15 protein-coding genes are annotated in these 16,603 nt (G+C 67.9%); 8 read left to right on the forward strand and 7 right to left on the reverse strand.

All coding sequences use genetic code 11. The features are described from left to right. Positions 1–11 precede the first annotated feature (11 nt). The 3 genes from AB0M22_RS15265 to AB0M22_RS15275 are packed head-to-tail and all read right to left on the reverse strand — an operon-like array spanning position 12 to position 3,783. On the reverse strand, positions 12–1,892 hold the full coding sequence (locus AB0M22_RS15265) for an ABC transporter ATP-binding protein (RefSeq protein WP_364725999.1): 1,881 nt from the start codon (positions 1,890–1,892) through the stop codon (positions 12–14). Continuing rightward, the gene (locus AB0M22_RS15270) at positions 1,889–2,809 is read right to left on the reverse strand and encodes an ABC transporter permease (protein ID WP_150400574.1); all 921 of its coding nucleotides are present in this window, start codon (positions 2,807–2,809) and stop codon (positions 1,889–1,891) included. Before AB0M22_RS15270 ends, AB0M22_RS15265 begins: the two co-directional genes overlap by 4 nt. Beyond that, positions 2,806–3,783, reverse strand: a complete 978-nt coding sequence (locus tag AB0M22_RS15275) for an ABC transporter permease (RefSeq protein WP_150400575.1) — start codon at positions 3,781–3,783, stop codon at positions 2,806–2,808. Before AB0M22_RS15275 ends, AB0M22_RS15270 begins: the two co-directional genes overlap by 4 nt. A gap of 160 nt (positions 3,784–3,943) precedes the next feature. Here AB0M22_RS15275 and AB0M22_RS15280 point away from each other — a divergent pair, with 160 nt between their 5' ends. Both AB0M22_RS15280 and AB0M22_RS15285 read left to right on the forward strand, forming a co-directional pair. After that, on the forward strand, positions 3,944–5,008 hold the full coding sequence (locus tag AB0M22_RS15280; protein ID WP_364726004.1) for a hypothetical protein: 1,065 nt from the start codon (positions 3,944–3,946) through the stop codon (positions 5,006–5,008). Between the two features lie 94 nt (positions 5,009–5,102). After that, positions 5,103–5,924 carry an HAD family hydrolase gene (locus AB0M22_RS15285; protein ID WP_364726948.1) on the forward strand — a complete coding sequence of 274 codons (822 nt, stop codon included), beginning with the start codon at positions 5,103–5,105 and terminating at the stop codon, positions 5,922–5,924. Positions 5,925–6,119: 195 nt separating this feature from the next. Here AB0M22_RS15285 and AB0M22_RS15290 read toward each other — a convergent pair whose 3' ends face one another. Then, on the reverse strand, positions 6,120–8,633 hold the full coding sequence (locus tag AB0M22_RS15290; protein ID WP_364726007.1) for an N-acetylmuramoyl-L-alanine amidase: 2,514 nt from the start codon (positions 8,631–8,633) through the stop codon (positions 6,120–6,122). Positions 8,634–8,967: 334 nt separating this feature from the next. On the opposite strand from AB0M22_RS15290, the gene AB0M22_RS15295 reads away from it, so the two are divergent. Further along, positions 8,968–10,893 (forward strand): SpoIID/LytB domain-containing protein, encoded by a 1,926-nt coding sequence (locus tag AB0M22_RS15295; RefSeq protein ID WP_364726009.1) that lies wholly within the window; start codon positions 8,968–8,970, stop codon positions 10,891–10,893. A gap of 115 nt (positions 10,894–11,008) precedes the next feature. Here the strand turns inward: AB0M22_RS15295 and AB0M22_RS15300 are convergent, their stop codons facing one another. Then, the gene (locus AB0M22_RS15300) at positions 11,009–11,509 is read right to left on the reverse strand and encodes a MarR family transcriptional regulator (protein ID WP_364726011.1); all 501 of its coding nucleotides are present in this window, start codon (positions 11,507–11,509) and stop codon (positions 11,009–11,011) included. A 107-nt stretch (positions 11,510–11,616) separates the two neighbouring features. Between AB0M22_RS15300 and AB0M22_RS15305 the strand changes: the two genes are divergently transcribed. From AB0M22_RS15305 to AB0M22_RS15320, 4 genes are all read left to right on the forward strand, one after another. Then, positions 11,617–12,555, forward strand: coding sequence for an EamA family transporter (locus AB0M22_RS15305; protein ID WP_364726013.1), 939 nt, complete (start codon positions 11,617–11,619; stop codon positions 12,553–12,555). A gap of 83 nt (positions 12,556–12,638) precedes the next feature. After that, on the forward strand, positions 12,639–13,394 hold the full coding sequence (locus AB0M22_RS15310) for a TipAS antibiotic-recognition domain-containing protein (RefSeq protein WP_364726015.1): 756 nt from the start codon (positions 12,639–12,641) through the stop codon (positions 13,392–13,394). A gap of 73 nt (positions 13,395–13,467) precedes the next feature. Next, entirely contained in the window at positions 13,468–14,055 is a 588-nt protein-coding gene (locus AB0M22_RS15315) for a hypothetical protein (protein ID WP_364726018.1), read from the forward strand. 92 nt (positions 14,056–14,147) lie between these two features. Beyond that, positions 14,148–14,702, forward strand: a complete 555-nt coding sequence (locus AB0M22_RS15320; RefSeq protein ID WP_364726021.1) for a hypothetical protein — start codon at positions 14,148–14,150, stop codon at positions 14,700–14,702. A 76-nt stretch (positions 14,703–14,778) separates the two neighbouring features. On the opposite strand, the gene AB0M22_RS15325 is transcribed toward AB0M22_RS15320, so the two are convergent. Then, a complete protein-coding gene (locus tag AB0M22_RS15325; protein WP_364726024.1) occupies positions 14,779–15,426 on the reverse strand; it encodes a helix-turn-helix domain-containing protein in 648 nt (215 codons plus the stop codon). 107 nt (positions 15,427–15,533) lie between these two features. Here AB0M22_RS15325 and AB0M22_RS15330 point away from each other — a divergent pair, with 107 nt between their 5' ends. Next, positions 15,534–16,256, forward strand: a complete 723-nt coding sequence (locus AB0M22_RS15330) for an SDR family oxidoreductase (RefSeq protein WP_364726027.1) — start codon at positions 15,534–15,536, stop codon at positions 16,254–16,256. Positions 16,257–16,300: 44 nt separating this feature from the next. On the opposite strand, the gene AB0M22_RS15335 is transcribed toward AB0M22_RS15330, so the two are convergent. After that, positions 16,301–16,597, reverse strand: coding sequence for a DUF1330 domain-containing protein (locus AB0M22_RS15335; RefSeq protein WP_364726030.1), 297 nt, complete (start codon positions 16,595–16,597; stop codon positions 16,301–16,303). Between the last annotated feature and the right edge of the window lie 6 nt (positions 16,598–16,603).

Here is a 16,603-nt window from a genome sequence, read left to right on the forward strand (position 1 = left end):
GCAGTCTCCTTCTATCGGCTGACGGCAGGCACCGGCACGGCGTCGATCAGATCGCGCGTGTACTCGTGCCGCGGATCGGCGAAAATCTGTTCCGCCGGACCGGATTCGACGATCTTGCCGCGCAACATCACCGCGATGTCGTGCGCCAGATTGCGCACCACGGACAGGTCGTGCGAGACGAACAGATAGGACAGTCCGCGCTCGATCTGCAAGTCGCGCAACAGGTTCAGCACGCCGGCCTGGATGGAGACGTCCAGCGAGGACACCGGCTCGTCGAGCACCAGGATCTCCGGATCCAGTGCCAGCGCACGGGCGATGCTGATGCGCTGCTTCTGCCCGCCGGAGAAGTCGGCCGGATAGCGTTCGGCGTGATCGCGGCGCAGGCCGACCTGTTCGAGCAGTTCCGGCACCCGGCGGCCGATCTCCTCGCGCGAGCGGCCGTCGATGCGCATCGGCTCGGCCAGCGCATCGAAGATCGGCAGCCGCGGATCGAGCGAGGCGGTCGGATCCTGGAAGACGATCTGCATCTTCCGGCGGATCTCCCGCTTCTGCGCCTTGGTCAGGGTCGCGACGTCGCTGCCCATGATCTCGATGGTGCCCGATTCCGGCCGGACCAGGTCGAGAATCTGGCTGAGCGTGGTCGACTTCCCGGAACCGGACTCGCCGACCAAGGCCAGCGTGCGGCCCGCGCGCACCTCGAAGCTGATGCCGTCGACCGCGCGGATCTCGCCCTTGCGGCGCTTGAACAGGATGCCCGCGGTGATCGGGAAGGTCTTCACCAGCTCCGAAACCCGCAGCACCACTTGGTCGCTGACCTCGGCCTCGGCCCTGGGCTCGGTGATCTCCTGCCGATAGGCCTCGAACAGGTCGTCGATGCCCACCTCCGCGGTGCGGATGCATGCGGCCGAGTGACCGGGGTTGGTCTTCTCCAACGGCGGTTCGGCGACCCGGCATTCGTCGATCGCGATCGGGCAGCGCGGCGCGAACGAGCAGCCCGGCGGCAGCGCGTGCATGGCAGGCGGTGCGCCGACGATCGGGATCAGCGGCTGGCGGGCCGGGCGGTCCATCCGCGGGATGGAGCCGAGCAGGCCCACCGTGTAGGGCATCCGCGGTGCGGCGAAAAGCTCGGTGGTGGTGGCGGTTTCGACGATCTTCCCGGCGTACATCACCGCGACCCGGTCGGCCAGCGTGGCCGCGATGCCCATGTCGTGGGTGATCATGATGACGCCCGCGCCGGTGATATCGCGCGCCTTGCGCAGCAGATTCAGGATCTGCTTCTGCACGGTGACGTCGAGCGCGGTGGTCGGCTCGTCGCAGATGATCAGCGCGGGATCGTTGGCGATCGCCATGGCGATGACCACGCGCTGGCGCATGCCGCCGGAGAACTCGTGCGGAAAAGCCTTGGCGCGCACCGCGGGTTCGGGGATGCCGACCAGGTCGAGCAGTTCGATCGCCCGCGCCGCCGCCTCGGCCTTGCCCATCTTGCCGTGGGCGAGCAGGGCTTCGGCGATCTGCTCGCCGACCCGGTACACCGGGGTCAGCGCGGAGAGCGGGTCCTGGAACACCATGCTGATGGAACTGCCACGCAGCCTGGACAATTCGCGATCGCCGAGGCCGAGCAGCTCGCGCCCGCGCAACCGGATCGAGCCGCCGATCCGGGCCTGCTCGGGCAGCAGGCCGATCACCGCGAGCGAGGACACCGACTTGCCGGAGCCGGATTCACCGACGATGGCCAGCACTTCGCCGTCGGAGACGGTGTAGTTGACCCCGCGCACCGCCTCGATGCGCCCCTCCTCGCTGGGAAAGGACACGCGAAGGTCGGTGACCTCCAGCAGCGGTGCGGTGAAATTCTTCTCGACCACGACCTTCTCGGTGGGGTCAGCGCCCGTCATACCTTTGCCTTCTTCTTCGAGCGCGCCCGCTTGGCGCCGGGGTCGAATGCGTCGCGCAGCCCGTCACCGACCAGGTTGGCGCACAACACGATGGTGATCAGCAGGCCACCGGCGAACAGGAACAGCCACGGATAGGTCAGCGCCGACTTGGTGCCGGACGCGATCAGCGAGCCGAGCGAGACGTCGGGCGGCTGCACACCGAAGCCGAGGAAGCTGAGCCCGGTTTCGGCCATGATCGCCGCGCCGACCGCCAGCGTGGTGTCGATGATCAGGATCGACGCGATGTTCGGCAGGATGTGGCTGACGATGACCGTGCGCGTCGGTGCGCCCATATACCGTGCGGCCCGGACGAATTCGCGATCGCGCAGGCTGAGCGTCAGGCCGCGCACGATACGCGCGCTGATCATCCAGCCGAACACGCTGAGCAGCAGGATGAGCAGCAGAATCGAACCGCTGCCCTTGGTCCGCGGCGCGAACAGCGCGACGATGATGAAGCTCGGCACCACCAGCAGCAGGTCGACCAGCCACATGATCGCGCGGTCGGTCCAGCCGCCGAGCAGCCCGGCGGTCGCGCCCGCCGTCGCGGCGATGGTGGTCGAGATGAGCGCGACGCACAGGCCGATCAGCAGCGACTTCTGCATACCGCGCAGGGTCTGGGCCAGCACGTCCTGCCCGATCTGGGTGGTGCCGAACGGGTGCTTGCCGCTGGGCGGCTTCAGCAAGGACGTGTAATCCAGCTGCTGGTAGTCGTATTTCAGCAGCGGCGGCAGCGCGAAGCTGAGGACGAACAGCAGGATCAGGATGACCGCGCCGATCACCGCGGGCTTGTTGCGCAGGAAACGGCGCAGGACCAGCTTGCTGCGCCCGGCCGCGGCGGGCTCCGGCGCCCCTTGGACGATGATTTCCGCTTCGGTCATCGCACACGCACCCGAGGATCGAGGATCGCCAGCACCACGTCGGAGAGCAGGCCCGAGACCAGCACCACCAGTCCGGCGAACGCGGTCACCGTGACCACCACGTACAGGTCCTGGGCGTTGATCGAGTCGACCAGCCACTCACCGACGCCGTGCCAGCCGAAGATCTTCTCGGTGAACGTCGCGCCGGTGATCAGGCCGAGCAGGCTGTAGGCGAACAGCGTCGCCATCGGGATCAGCGCGGTGCGCAGGCCGTGCTTGTACAACGCCTTGCTGCGGGTCAGGCCCTTGGCCCGGGCGGTGCGAATGAAATCGCTCTGCAACACGTCGAGCATGGCGTTGCGCTGATAGCGGCTGTAGCCCGCCATGCCGCCCAGGGCGAGACCGGCCGTCGGCAGCACCAGGTGCTGCAGGCGATCGAGCAGTTGCGGGAAGAATCCGTCGATCCGGTTCGCCGAAGTCTCCCCGGTGTAGAGGAATATCTGCGAGCCGGTGAGCGAATTGATTTCCAGCGCACCGTATTTCAAGAGTGTCGCAAGAAGGAACACTGGCGTACTCAGCACCAGCAGCGAGATGATGGTGGTGAAGTAGTCGCTGAATTTGTACTGCCGGATCGCACCGGCGGCGCCGATCAGGACGCCAAGCACGGTGCCGACCAATGATCCGATGATCAGCAGGCGCAAACTCACCGCCACCCGGCGCGGCAGTTCCTGGCTCACCGGCTGCCCGGCCAGGGTTTTGCCGAAATCGCCTTGCGGTATCCCCTTCAGCCAGGTGATATAGCGCTGCGGGATCGGGTCGTTGAGGTGTAATTCCTCGGCCTTGGCATCGATCACCGCCTGCGGTGGGCGCGGATTGCGCTGTTCCAGGCTGTCCAGCGGGCGGAACGTCAGCGACGCCAAGCTGAAGGTCAGGAACGACGCGAGCAGCAACAGCACGACATAGTGAAGCGCGCGTCGTAGCAGGAAGCCGGTCATCAGTCCTCGTGGTCTTTCGGCTGGACGGGACCAGCGTCGAGTATTAGCCCCTGATCATAAGGACGATGACCCGGACGCGCGTGTCACGCGGGGCCGGACATGTCCATTATTCTTGCGGCACACGCGTACGCGGTCGGTTCGACGCGACGAAGGGGGAGTCATGAACTATCCGCAATATCCCGGTGGATACAACCCGTATCCGGGATATTCGACCGGAATGTCGGCGCCGAGCGGGGCCACCGCGATCACCGCGGGCGTGCTCGCGTGTGTCGGCGCGGTCGGCCAATTGCTCGGCGGCGGAATCAGCCTGGCGTTCGGGCTGATCGGCTGGCAGCTCGACGAATACGACACGACCGGGCTGTTTTCCGAGGACTGGTTCCAGACCTGGGCGATCGCGTCCGGGGCCATCTCGCTGGTGGCCGCGATCGTGCTCGGGGTCGGCGCGATCGGGATGTTCAGCCGGAAGTCGTTCGGGCGGTTGCTCGTTGTGGTGGGGTGCGCGGCGGTGATCGCCGCGGAGATCGTGGGGTTCGCGATCCTGCGGTCGTTCGACGGTTCGTCGGACAGTTCGATCGGCACGCTCAGCGGCGGCGCCAGTGGTCTGTTCGGCCTGATCTTCCCCATCGTCACCGCGGTGCTCGCGCTGCTGCCCATGACGAGCCGCTGGTTGGCGCACACGCCGGTCGCGGCCGTGCCGCAGCCGTATGGATACCCCTACCCCGGACCGCAGGCCTGGCCGCAACCGCCGGTCGACCAGCAGCCGCAAGGTGCCTGGGGACAACCCGCGCCGGGTGTGCCGCAAGCGCCGGCCGGCCAAGCACCCGGGCAGCAGCCGGCGCAAGCAGCGTGGGGTGCGCCCGCGCAGTCGGCACCGGTCTACGGGCAGCCGCCCGCGCCACCGGCCGCGTGGGGGCAGCCTGCGGCGGCCGTGCCGCAGGCGGTCTGGGGTGCGCCTGCGCAGCCGGGTTCCTCGGCACCGGTCGACGGACAGTCCGCGCCGCCGGTTGACGGACAGTCCGCGCCGTCGGCCGGGGGCGAGCCTGCGCAGTCAGATGACGCGGCCCCGAAAGACCAAGCCGCGTGGCCGCCTGCCGAGTCAGCGCCGAGTGACGCTCCCGCTCCCATCGGGCGCAACGATGAGACTGTGCTCCGCCCACCCACTTCGGTGCCACCGGCACCGCCGCACCCCGCGGATGACACCGTGTGGCGTCCACCGTCCGCCTAGGACTCGGCGTCGTGAATCGACCGATCACCATCTTCCTGGCGGTACCCCCGACACTCCCAGACGGTTGTCCGGCAGGATGGAATAGGTGACCCTCCTGCATCTGCCCAAGCCGAAGATGGTGGCGACCGACGTCGACGGCACCCTCATCGATCACGACGAGCGGGTCACCGCGCGCACCAAGGCGGCGGTGGACGCGCTGATCGGCGACGGTGTGCCGTTCGTGCTGGCCACCGGACGCCCGCCGCGCTGGATCGATCCGGTGGTCGACGGGCTCGGTTACGCGCCGCTGTGCGTGTGCGGCAACGGGGCGGTCATCTACGACAGCGCCACCGATCGGGTGCTGGCCAGCATGACGTTGGACGTGGCCACCCTGTCCTGGATCGCCGACCAGGCCGAGGAGGCGCTGCCCGGGTGCGGGCTCGCAGCCGAACGGGTCGGCGAGAGCGCGCACGACGCGGTCACCCCGCAGTTCGTCAGCTCCCCGCTCTACGAGCACGCCTGGCTGAATCCGGACGACACCACGGTCGCCCGGCACGAGGTGATCGACGCCCCGGCGATCAAGATGCTGATCCGACTACCCGGCGCGCGCAGCTCCGACATGCGCGCCGTGCTCGCCCCGCTGATCGGCGAGCGCGCCGACATCACCTACTCCACCGAGCACGGCCTGATCGAACTGTCCGCGCCCGGCGTCACCAAGGCCTCCGGCCTGGCGATCGTCGCCCAGCGCCTCGGCGTCGAATCCGCGAACATCGTCGCGTTCGGCGACATGCCCAACGACGTCCCGATGCTCACCATGGCCGGCCACGGCGTCGCCATGGCCAACGCCCACGCCGAGGCCAAAGCGGCCGCCGACGAGGTCGCCGAGTCCAACTCCGACGACGGCGTCGCCCGCATCCTCGAACGCTGGTGGATCTGAGTTAGTCGCTGCTCGCGAATTCGCTTGCTGCGCAAACCATAGTGACGCACGGGTGGATCTTCTGTGCCCGAATTGCTTGGTGCGCAACAGTTTGTGTGCGGTATCTGTGAAGAGGGTGCGGTGCCCTGAACGCAATCGGAGCCCGCGGCCGTTGAGTGGATCACGGCGACGGGCTCCGAGTGAGGTGGTTCGGAATCAGCCTGCTGGTTCCGGGGCTGGGTTCGGGAGGAAGTCCTCGGGGGTGGGGAATTGGAGGGCATCGGGTTGTGGTGCCGGAACCTCGGCGGGTGCCGGAAACTCTGCGGGAGCAGGGGTTTCGGCGGGAACCGGTGCGGGAGCCGGTGCCGGTGCGGGACCGGCAGCAGGCGCGGGGCGGCCCGCGTTCTGCTGGTAGGTGTCGTTGTAGGTCTTCCACACGGTGGTGACGACGCCGGTCACCTGGTTGAGAATCAGTGAGCCGTATTGGAAGTCCGCGCGCTGGCCGTTCGGCACGTTGTAGGCGTCGCCGGCCGGGAGGCCGAGCACGCCGGCGTCGCCACCGAGTTGCAGGAAGCGGTCGAGGATCTTGCCGAGCACCTCGATGACCTTGCCGTCCGGCGCGGTGTAGACGTAGCCGTTGGCGAACTTGGCGTACTGCTGGCCCTGGGCGGCGGGCAGCGGCTCGGTCTGCGCGGCGCCGAGCGGTCCGCGGGGACCGCCGTTGTCCGCCCAGTGCTTGGCGATCGGGTTCTCGTTCGCCATGCCGAGCAGCTTCTTGGTGAGTGCGGCCAGCGCGGAGAGGTCGGGCTTGTTGCGCGGCGCGGCCTGCGGGGCCGGGCTGTTCGCGGTGCCGTCGGTGCCGGTCCCGTTGTTCGCGTAGCTGTCGGTGCCGTCGCCGTTTCCGCTGTTCGTGACGCTTGCGCCGCCCGCGACACTCGCGGCGATTTCACGAATTCGATCCATTTGCTCATAGGCGGCGTCGCCGGGGCAGGTGGTGTTGCCGACGTCGCGGTGGGCGAACACGATCGGCAGATTCACCGCCTGACCCATGGCGTAGGAGGTGTACTCCGTGCCCTCGGAGTACATGATGGTCTTGCCCTCCGGGTTGAGATGGGCGATCTTGGCGCGCCAGCCGATGAAGTTGCCGATCGCCCCGATCGACTCCTCGGTCGGCGGGTCCTGGGTGTAGTTGCCCATCAGCGCGACGCCCGCGGTGTTCTCGTTGAATCCGCCCGCGTGCGCGCCCTGCACCGCGCGATCGAGCCCGCCCGCGCGGCCCTCGAAGATCTGGCCGTACTTGTCGACCAGGGCGTTGTAGCCGATGTCGCACCAGCCCAGCGTTTTCGCGTGATAGGTGTAGATGGCGCGGACGATGCCCGCGGACTCCTCCGGGGTGTAGTCGTTGCGGCCCGCGGTGTGGTGCACGGTGATGCCGCCGAGGCCGTCCTTGCCCGGTCCGTCGTCATAGGTGGGTTCTTCGCAGCGGATGCTCTCGTCGGCGCCCCAGCCTTCGCGGGAGATCACCTTGGGTCCGCCGCCGGGTGCGGGCGCGGCGACCTTGTGCAGCGCGCCGTCGATGGCGCCGCGGCCCGGATCGATCAGGACGGCGGTCAGGTCGACGCCGGACATCTGCGCCGGATCGTCCGACCGCGGTGCGGGCCGGCCGGCCGGGTCCGGCGCGACCGTGTCGTCCGGTGCGGTCGCCGCGGCGTTCTTGCGGGTGACCAGCATCTGCACCGCGTTGGTGGTGCCGACGTAGAGCGGCTCGGTGCCGGTCTTGGCGCCGGCCGCGGTGCGATCGGTGCGGCGGGTGTCCACCGGTTCGGCGTTGAACCAGGGCCCCCAGCTGCCGTCGGATTGGCGGGCGCGCAGCATCGCCTTGGTGTTCGTCAGGTCGGCGGCGGTGAGGGCGACGACGCTGAACGGCGTTTCCCGGGAGAGTTCCTTGACCTGCGCGCCGACCTGATCGGTCAGTTCGGGCGGGACCGCGCCCGGAGCCAGCGCGGGCGTGTCGGGCGTGGTGCCCGGTTCGAGGTGGCTCGGATCGGCGATGAAACGCGCGCCGCCGGGAGCGGATTGAGCGGGGGCCTGGCCCGGATTGTTGTTCTGGCCTGGTGCGATGGCTTGCCCTGGAATGGGGTTCTGGGTCGGGGCGGCGGCTTGGCCTGCAGAATTGTTCGGCGCGGCTCGGCCTGGAATGTTGTTTTGATTCGGCGTAACCGCCTGCCCCGGAAAACTGTTCTGAGTTGGCGCGGTGGCCTGCCCGGGAAATGGTGTCTGCCCTGGTGCGAGGCCCTGCCCGGGAGTGGCGTTCGATCCAGGTGCGGTGTTCAGACCTGGCGCGCTCTGCTGGCCGGGGGTGGCCGGATGTGGACCATTCAGCTTCGGTAACGGAATTTCTTTCGGTAGCTGCACACCCGGTGGCAGCGGTAGTCCCTCGGGAATGGGAATCGACGCCGGTAGCGGCAGCATGCGCAGATCCGACAGGTGCAGATCCGGCAGATCCAAGCCGGTGAGTTCGCGCAGCGGAAGCACGATATCGGGGGCGGAGTTCAGCACGACCTCGGCCAGCTGCGCCGGTACGGCGGCCAGTTCGGTGCCGGTGGTCGCGCGATAGTCGGGCGAGTCGCTCATTGTGAGCGCCGCGAGCGGGGCCGCTACCGCAAGCGTGGTGACAACCGGGAGGACGTAGGAACGTTTCGGTTTGCGGTAGGGCACGAGCGTCTCCATTCGGGTCGAACCAGCGATCGTGTGCAAAACCAGGGTTGATTCCTGATGTATCAACGATCACAATAGTCACAACTGTCACATATCTAAAGCTCTGGTTGAGGATTATGTGATTGCTCGAATGTAGCTCTCGTAATGCAGCCGGATGGAACGACATGCCGACAGGTATCCAATCCGCCCGGCCCCGGAATACCGTGGGAGTGAACGGATGCGACGCACCACAGCACCGGAACGAAAGAGCACGGGGGGAGCACGAATGCGGGTGAAATCTGCGCGCAGAAAACGAGCGGCACGCCGGGGGCAGCGCACGCGCGGGCCGGGACAACCTGCGCTATCCATGCGGTCGGTGCTGGTCACCGGCGGTGTGACGCTGACGGTCGGCGCCGTGTTCGCGCTGTGGGCGTGGCCGGGGGACACGCCGTACCGGACCGTCGCGGGACCCGGTCACGGGCGCGGCATGAGCCAGCTCGGCGCGTTCGCGAACGCGCAGGAGGGGTGGACCGCCGACCGAATCCTCGGGCACTACTACCCGGGAGCCACGCTCGGCACCATTGCGGCAAACACCGTCGGGATCCGGCTGACCGCTCAGGACGACTCGTCCCTCGACACGTATTCGGCCGCCGGCCTGTGGGTCGCCGGTCAGTTCGTCGAAGCCGGACAGGCCGCGCATCTGACCCCGCTGCCGACCGGCGGTGCGAATGTGGTGGTGACCGTCGGATGCGACGGGGAGGTGCTGTGGCAGGCGGCGACCGACGATCCGTGGGTCTATCCGGTGAATCGTGCGCCGAATCGTCCGGCCGCGGAACACCTGACGCTGTGCGGTGGCTCGGCGTATCGCGGCGAACTCGGGGTGGCGACGGAGAACGGGGCGGCGCGCACGGTCAATCGCGTCGACGTCGAGGACTACCTGCTCGGCGTCATTCCGGCCGAGGTGCAGGCGAACTGGGCGGACAAGGGTGGTACCGAGGCCCTGCGCGCGCAGGCGATCGCCGCGCGGTCGTATGTCCTTGCCGAGCACCGTTTTCCGTATGCGCAGAGTTGTGACACCACCGACTGCCAGGTGTATCCCGGTACCGCGAAGGAAGATCCGCGCGCGGCCGCCGCCGTGGCGAGCACCGCGGGGACCGTGCTGTTGCGGGACGGGCGAATCCTGCGGTCGGAGTACTCCTCCGCACCCGGCGGTGGCGAACCGGCCGACATCTACACCTTCGAGGTCGGACCGGCATTGAGCGATATCGCGCCCAATGTGCCGACCGCTCCGGTGGATCCGCGGACGAAGGTCGCGGTCGGTGAATCGCCGATCGAGGTCGAATATCGGCGAATCGGCGGGGCGGCAAGCAAAGTCGGGCAGCCGCTCGGGCCGGAGATGGCGTTGCCGGAACATGCCGGGACGTATCGCATGTTCACCAACGGGGTCATCATCTTCACCGAAACCCTTGGCGCGCAGGTCGTCGACTTCACGACACTGTTGCAGTTGGTGCCCGATCCGCCTGCGCCGAAGAGTGGGCCGTCGCGGGCGAGTGTGCCGTCCGCGCCGGGTGCCGTTGTGCCCGAGCAGGTTCCGCCGTCGGGCGGCGTTCCGCCGGCGCCGCCCAGCGAGGGCACGCCGCCGGTACCTGAAGCAGCCCCATCGGCCGTCAACTCGATGCCGGAGCCCGCGTCGCCAGCCGCCGGCATGCCTCCGGTGCCCGAGTCCATGCCGCCCGCAAGCGAGCCGTCCGATATCGGCCGAGCGCCTGTCGCTGCGCGAGTTCCGTCCGGGTTCAGCGTCTCGTCGGCGGCCGAGCACTCGCGGTCGGGTATCGGCGGACCGCCTGTGCCGGAGTCGATTCCGGCTGCAATGCACGTTCCGGTGCTGCCTGCGTCGGTTCCGTCGGATGTGAGTTCGCCGCCGGTGCCGGAGTCTGCTCCGGCCGGTATCAGCACCGTGTCGGCGTTCGAGCCGGTTCCCTCCGATACGGATGAGCCTTCGGGTTTCGAGCCGTCGGGCGTCGAGGTGCCCGAGCCCGCGCCATCCGGTGTGAGCACAGTGCCACTGCCCGAGTCCATTCCGTCCGGTGTGAGTGCGCCGCCCGTATTCGAGTCCGCACCGCCGATCGGCTTCGTGCCGCCCGCGACTTCGGTGTCCCCCGGGAGTACGGTCGCGCCGACGACCGCCGCGACCCCGACACCGCGTCCGACGCCGGGGATTCCGATCCCGTCGGGCGGTGCGACGAGTAGTCCGCTGTCACCGGGATCGTCGGGGCCTGCGGCGCGGCGGTGATGGATGGCTACTCGGTAGAGCCGGTCTAGGCGGACAATCTTCGTTGCGCGGCAACGCCAGAAGCCCGCCGATCGCCGAAAGTGTCCACTCAGACCGGCTTTCCGCGACACCGACCTCAGTCCGGCACCCCATCCCCGAGCGACTCCGCCAGCGTCCGCAACAACCCGGCAAGCTGCTCCCGCGATTCCAGATTCAGCGCCGCCAGCAGCCGCTGCTCGTTCTCCATGTGCTTCGGTAGCACATCGTCGATCATCTGACGACCCGCCGCGGTGAGCCGCACCCGGATCACCCGGCGGTCCGTCGCGCACGGCATGCGCTCAACCCACTCCTTCGCGACCAGCCGGTCGATCCGATTGGTGATCGCGCCCGAGGTCACCATGGCCACCTTGATCAGCGCGCCCGCGGTGAGCCCCTCGTCGCCGCCGGAGCGGCGCAGTGTGGCGAGCACGTCGAACTCCCAGAACTCCATCCCGAACTGGCCGAAGAACTGCTTGAGTTCCTGCTCGAACAGGCGGGACAGCCGCTGGATGCGGCCGATCACGGCCATCGGCGAGACGTCGACCTCCGGCCGTTCCCGGTTCCAGTGCTGGGTGAACAGGTCCACCGCGTCCGCCATGACCGCTCCTCTCGACTCTAAGAATCTTAACATTGATCTACTTGACGCTAAGGTACTTCTGAGGGTAGATATTTCAACGTTGAGATTATCAATGAGGAGCGAACGACATGACCACAAGCACCACCCCGCGCACCGGGAACTCCTACGCGGGCACTCTGGCGCTCACCGCCCTCACCCCCATCGTCTGGGGTTCCACCTACGCCATCACCACCGAATTCCTGCCGCCGGACCGCCCGCTGTTCACCGCGCTGATGCGCGCGCTGCCCGCCGGTCTCGCGCTGCTCGCCATCACCAGGGTGCTGCCGCGCGGCATCTGGCTCGGCCGCGCCGCCGCGCTCGGCATCCTCAATATCGGCGCGTTCTTCCCGCTGCTGTTCCTCGCCGCGTACCGGCTGCCCGGCGGCGTGGCCGGCGTGCTCGGCGCGGTCGCGCCGATGTTCGCGCTCGGCTTCGCGACCGTGGTGCTCGCCGAGAAGCCCAACGGGCGCAAGGTGCTTGCCGGTCTGATCGGCGTCTTCGGCGTCGCGCTCGTCGTATTGAAGGCCAACGCGCAGCTGGACACCCTCGGCGTCATCGCCGGACTGTCCGGCGCCGCGTTCATGGCCGCGGGCACCGTGCTCACCCAGCGGTGGGGACGGCCCGAGGGCGTCGGCCCGCTGGCGCTGACCGGCTGGCAACTGACCGCCGGTGGACTGTTCATCCTGCCGTTCGCCCTGCTCATCGAGGGTGCGCCGCCGGCGCTGGACGGCCGCGCGATCGGTGGCTACCTCTACCTCGCCGTCATCGGCACCGCCGTGGCGTACTGGCTCTGGGTCCGCGGAATCTCCAAGGTGCCCGCGACCTCGGTGGCCTTCCTCGGGCTGCTGAGCCCGGTCTCCGCCGCGGTGATCGGCTGGATCGCGCTGGGCCAGGCCCTCGGACCGCTGCAAATGGCCGGCCTGGTCATCGCGCTCGGCGGCACCCTGTTCGGCCAGCTGGCCGGCCGGCCGAAGGCGGTGCCCGTGGTCGCCGCGCCCGTCGAGCCGGTTCTGGTGCCGGCGCGCTGAGCTGCGGATAATCGGGGTTGACCTTGACGTAGCGTCAACTTGCATGCTGGTTACACCGACGAGATGAGAAGGGAGAACAGGTCGTGAGCACCGAATGGTCCATCCAGGATCTGGCCAAGGCGGCCGGTACCACCAGCCGCACGCTGCGCCACTACGGCCAGCTCGGGCTGCTGCCGCCGAGCCGGATCGGCGCCAACGGATATCGCTACTACGACCAGGACTCCCTGCTGCAGTTGCAACGCATCCTGCTGCTGCGAGAGCTCGGCCTCGGCCTTCCGGTCATCGCCGAAGTGCTTGCCGGAGAACAGGACACCGGTACCGCACTGCGCACGCACCTGGAACTGCTTCGGCAGGAACAGGATCGGATCCGGCGCCAGATCTCGTCGGTGCAAACCACGCTGCAGAAGACGGAAAGAGGTGAACAACTCATGGCTGCAGAAGTTTTCGACGGCTTCGACCACGCTCAGTACAAGGATGAGGTGATCGAACGCTGGGGCAAGGACGCCTACGAGAGCGGCGACAAGTGGTGGCGCTCGATGAGTGCGGCGCAGCAGCAGGCGCACTTCCAGACCCACCTGGACATCGCCGCCGACTACGGCCGGGCGCACGCCGCCGGGCTGGCGCCGGACCACGACGAGGTCCAGGCCATCGTGGCCAGACACCGCGCCTGGATCGGCGACGGCTGGCAGGGCAAGGCCGTAATCAAGGAGGCCTTCATCGGCCTCGGCGAAATGTACGTCGCGGATCCGCGGTTCGGCGCGAACTACGACGTGCACGGCGCGGGCACCGCGGAGTTCGTCCGGGACGCCATGACGGTCTACGCCGAGACACAGCTCTAGATCACGCCCAACCGACGGCCGGTACGCATACTGAATGCGTGCCGGCCGTCGGCGGAGAGAGGGCATCCGAGCAATGACATACGCCAGGGAGAGTTCGCGAGTCGCCGGGCCGAGCGGAGTGGTCGCGACCACCACGGGGGTGCTGGCCCTGGTCGCCGGGTTGTTCAACCTGTGGGGCGAACGAACCGTGCTGAGCGCCTTGCGCGACGGCCCGCACGTCGACAAATCCTTCGCCATCTTCTCGATCCTCGGCGCGTCGCTCGCCGCGATCGCTCTTATCTACGGCGCCATCCAACTGCTGCGCCGCGACGAGACCGGCCGCTACCTCCTCATCCTCACCTCGGGCTTGCTGACCGTCGCCGCGCTGGTCGCCCTCTACTGCTCGCTCTTCGACTACCAGCCGGACTACGGGATCGATTGGCTGCCCGAGCAGCGACGGTCACTCGAAATCGTCAACGCCAACTTCGACGGCTTGATCGGCACGCTGACCGCCCTGCTGCATCGCGAGTGGATCGCCTCGCTGGTGTCCGCGGTCCTGCCACTGGTGATTTTCCTGCTGGCCTCCTCCGGATCGACCACCCGCTGGGTCACCTACGCGCCGACGCCTCCGCGTACCGAAAACCCGGACAACCAAGTAGCTTTCGGCCCTGCTGACGCCTAACCCGGCCGCGCGGCCGTAATCCGGCACCCTCATCGACTCGATCCGCCGCCACCCGCACGGTAGGGTTCGCTCGATACCTAGAGGGGGGTTCGATGACTAATCCATATGGCGGACCAGGCAATCCGGCTCCGGCGACCGCGCACAGCGGACTGGTCGCGGTGATCACGATCGTGTCGGCCTGGCTCGGCGCGGCCCTGGCCTGCTCCGGCTCGATCTTCGCTTTTCAGCACTACCGGATAGTGGACCGGATCCGAAAGCCGAAGCTCACCGACGACAAATACGACGCCTGGAAGACCGCGTCGGATTTCCATGCGGTGCTGGAAGTCCTGTTGATCGTCTCGGCGCTGATGGCTGTCGTCCTTGCCGTCGGCAGCCTGTTGTCCATGATCGGCAAGCCGGTCGGCCGCCCTCTGGAAATCATCGGCGGCGCTTGGGTTTTCCTAGGTGGCCTGTTCAGCGTGACCTACGGTGGCGACCGTGGTCTCGCCGACGGAGCATCCTTCCCCGGCTACCTGATCATCGGCGGCGCTGTCCTGGGATTGGTCTCGCTGGTATTCGCGCTGACCCGTCCTGGCGTTTCGCCAGCCCAGACGGCGTATATCCAGCAGCCACCTGCTCCGATGCACTATCAGCCTCCACGGCCCTGACCGACCGTAGAAAGCGCTTACGGCACAAGGATTTCGGTAGGTAGCCCGCCGAGTCGAGCGCGGCGGCGGTCCAGAGCTATGACCGGCTGTCTTCGGGTTGACCTCGAAGGGACTGCATCAGTTGGTCTTCCGTGATCGGGGGGACCGGTAGCGGGTGGGCCGCCGTGGCGCGCAAGCCATCCAGAGTCAGGGCCAGGTGGCGGCGCCAAGCCTCGGGGGCAATGGTGGCGGTGGCTTCCAGGATTCTGGTGTGCGACCAGGTGATGAAGGCGATGTCCTCGAGGACCCAGTCGGCCCGCAGCGCGCCGGATTGCTGGGCGCGGGTGATGATCCGGCGCATGATGCCGTGGCCGTATTCCTGCGCGTTCGCGATGGCGGTGCTGGGGGCGGCGCGGACGGCGAGTTCGCTGAGCAGGCGATCCGAAGCTTGTAGTTCACAGACCTTTTCGACGAGGTAGACGAACGAGTCCCACGGGTCGTCGATGGCGAGTGCTTCCTCGGCGATGCGCCCGCCCGCCTCGATGCGGTCCTCGACGGCGGCGGCGATGAGGTCGTCGCGGGTGGGGAAGCGGTTGTAGAGGGTGCCGATGGCCACGCCGGCCCGGGCGGCGATCTCTTTGAGCGGCGCGTCGAGCCCGCGTGCTTCGAAGACGTCGCGGGCGGCGGTCACCAGCGCGTCGCGGTTGCGGCGGGCATCGCTGCGTAACGGCTTGTCCACGGGCATTTGCCGATCCTACAAATCCGGGCCGCGAATTATGTTGAGCATAGGTTCAAGTTAGTGCTACCGTCGGACATCTAACTTGAACCACTGCTCAACTTAGTGAGGTAGGCATGTCGAAGACCATCGCGATATTCGGGTTCGGGCCCGGACTCGGTGTGGGCACCGCGCGGCATTTCGGGCGTGAGGGGTTCCGGGTGGCGGTGATCGGGCGGAACCCGGACAAGGCGCAGCGGCATGTGTACGAACTCGCGGCCGAGGGCATCGAGGCGGCCGCGTTTCCGGCCGACGTCACGGATGAGGCCCAGGTCGACGCGGCGATCGAGAAGATCGGCGCGACCTTCGGCCGGATAGACGTGGCCATGCACGGTGCGGCCGGCGACCCGGTGGACCGCATTCCGTCCACGCTCGAGGTGGACGTGCCCGCCTTGCGCACCCCGCTCGCGTTGAAGCTCTACTCGCCGATCCTGATGACCCGCGCGCTGGCGCCCGCGATGATCGAGCGCGGCGAGGGCACCCTGCTGTTCTCCTCGGGCTCGTCCGATCGCCACCCGATGCCGTTCCTGTCCAACTTCGGCGTCGCCCTCGCCGCGCAGCGCGGCTACATCCACCAGCTCGCGATCGAACTACAGGGCACCGGCGTCTACGCGGGTCTGCTGAACATCGGCGTGCTCATCGGCAACAGCAAGGCCGAACAGCTGGTCGACGAACATCCGGAGCTGTTCCCCGCCGACCTCGAGATCACCCGCATGGGCAATGTCGAACTGGGCGAACACTATTGGCAGATGTACCTCGACCGCGACCAGGTCGAGGTCGAGGTGGGTTTCCCGGACTGAGGAGCAGAACCCGCACGCCGGACCTCGGCGTGCGGGTGGCGGGTCTACGCGGCGACCCCCTCGGCGAACAGCAGCCGCAACTTGAACGCACCGTCGCGCAACTCCTTCGCGACCGCGTATTCCGCCGAGGAATGCCACTCGCGCAGCCGCTCCATGTCCGGAAACTCGATCACGGTAGTGACCGCATCCGCAGGCCAGGAGCCCGCCGCAGCCTCCGGTGTCGCACCCGCGACCAGATAACGCCCGCCGTATTGCAACACCGACGGCATCGCCACCGCCGTGTACTCCCTGGCCCGCTCCGCATCCTGAATCTCGGCCTCGACGATCACGTACGCGGTCATGAATCC

The organism is Nocardia sp. NPDC051756, assembly GCF_040681495.1.
GTDB lineage: Bacteria > Actinomycetota > Actinomycetes > Mycobacteriales > Mycobacteriaceae > Nocardia.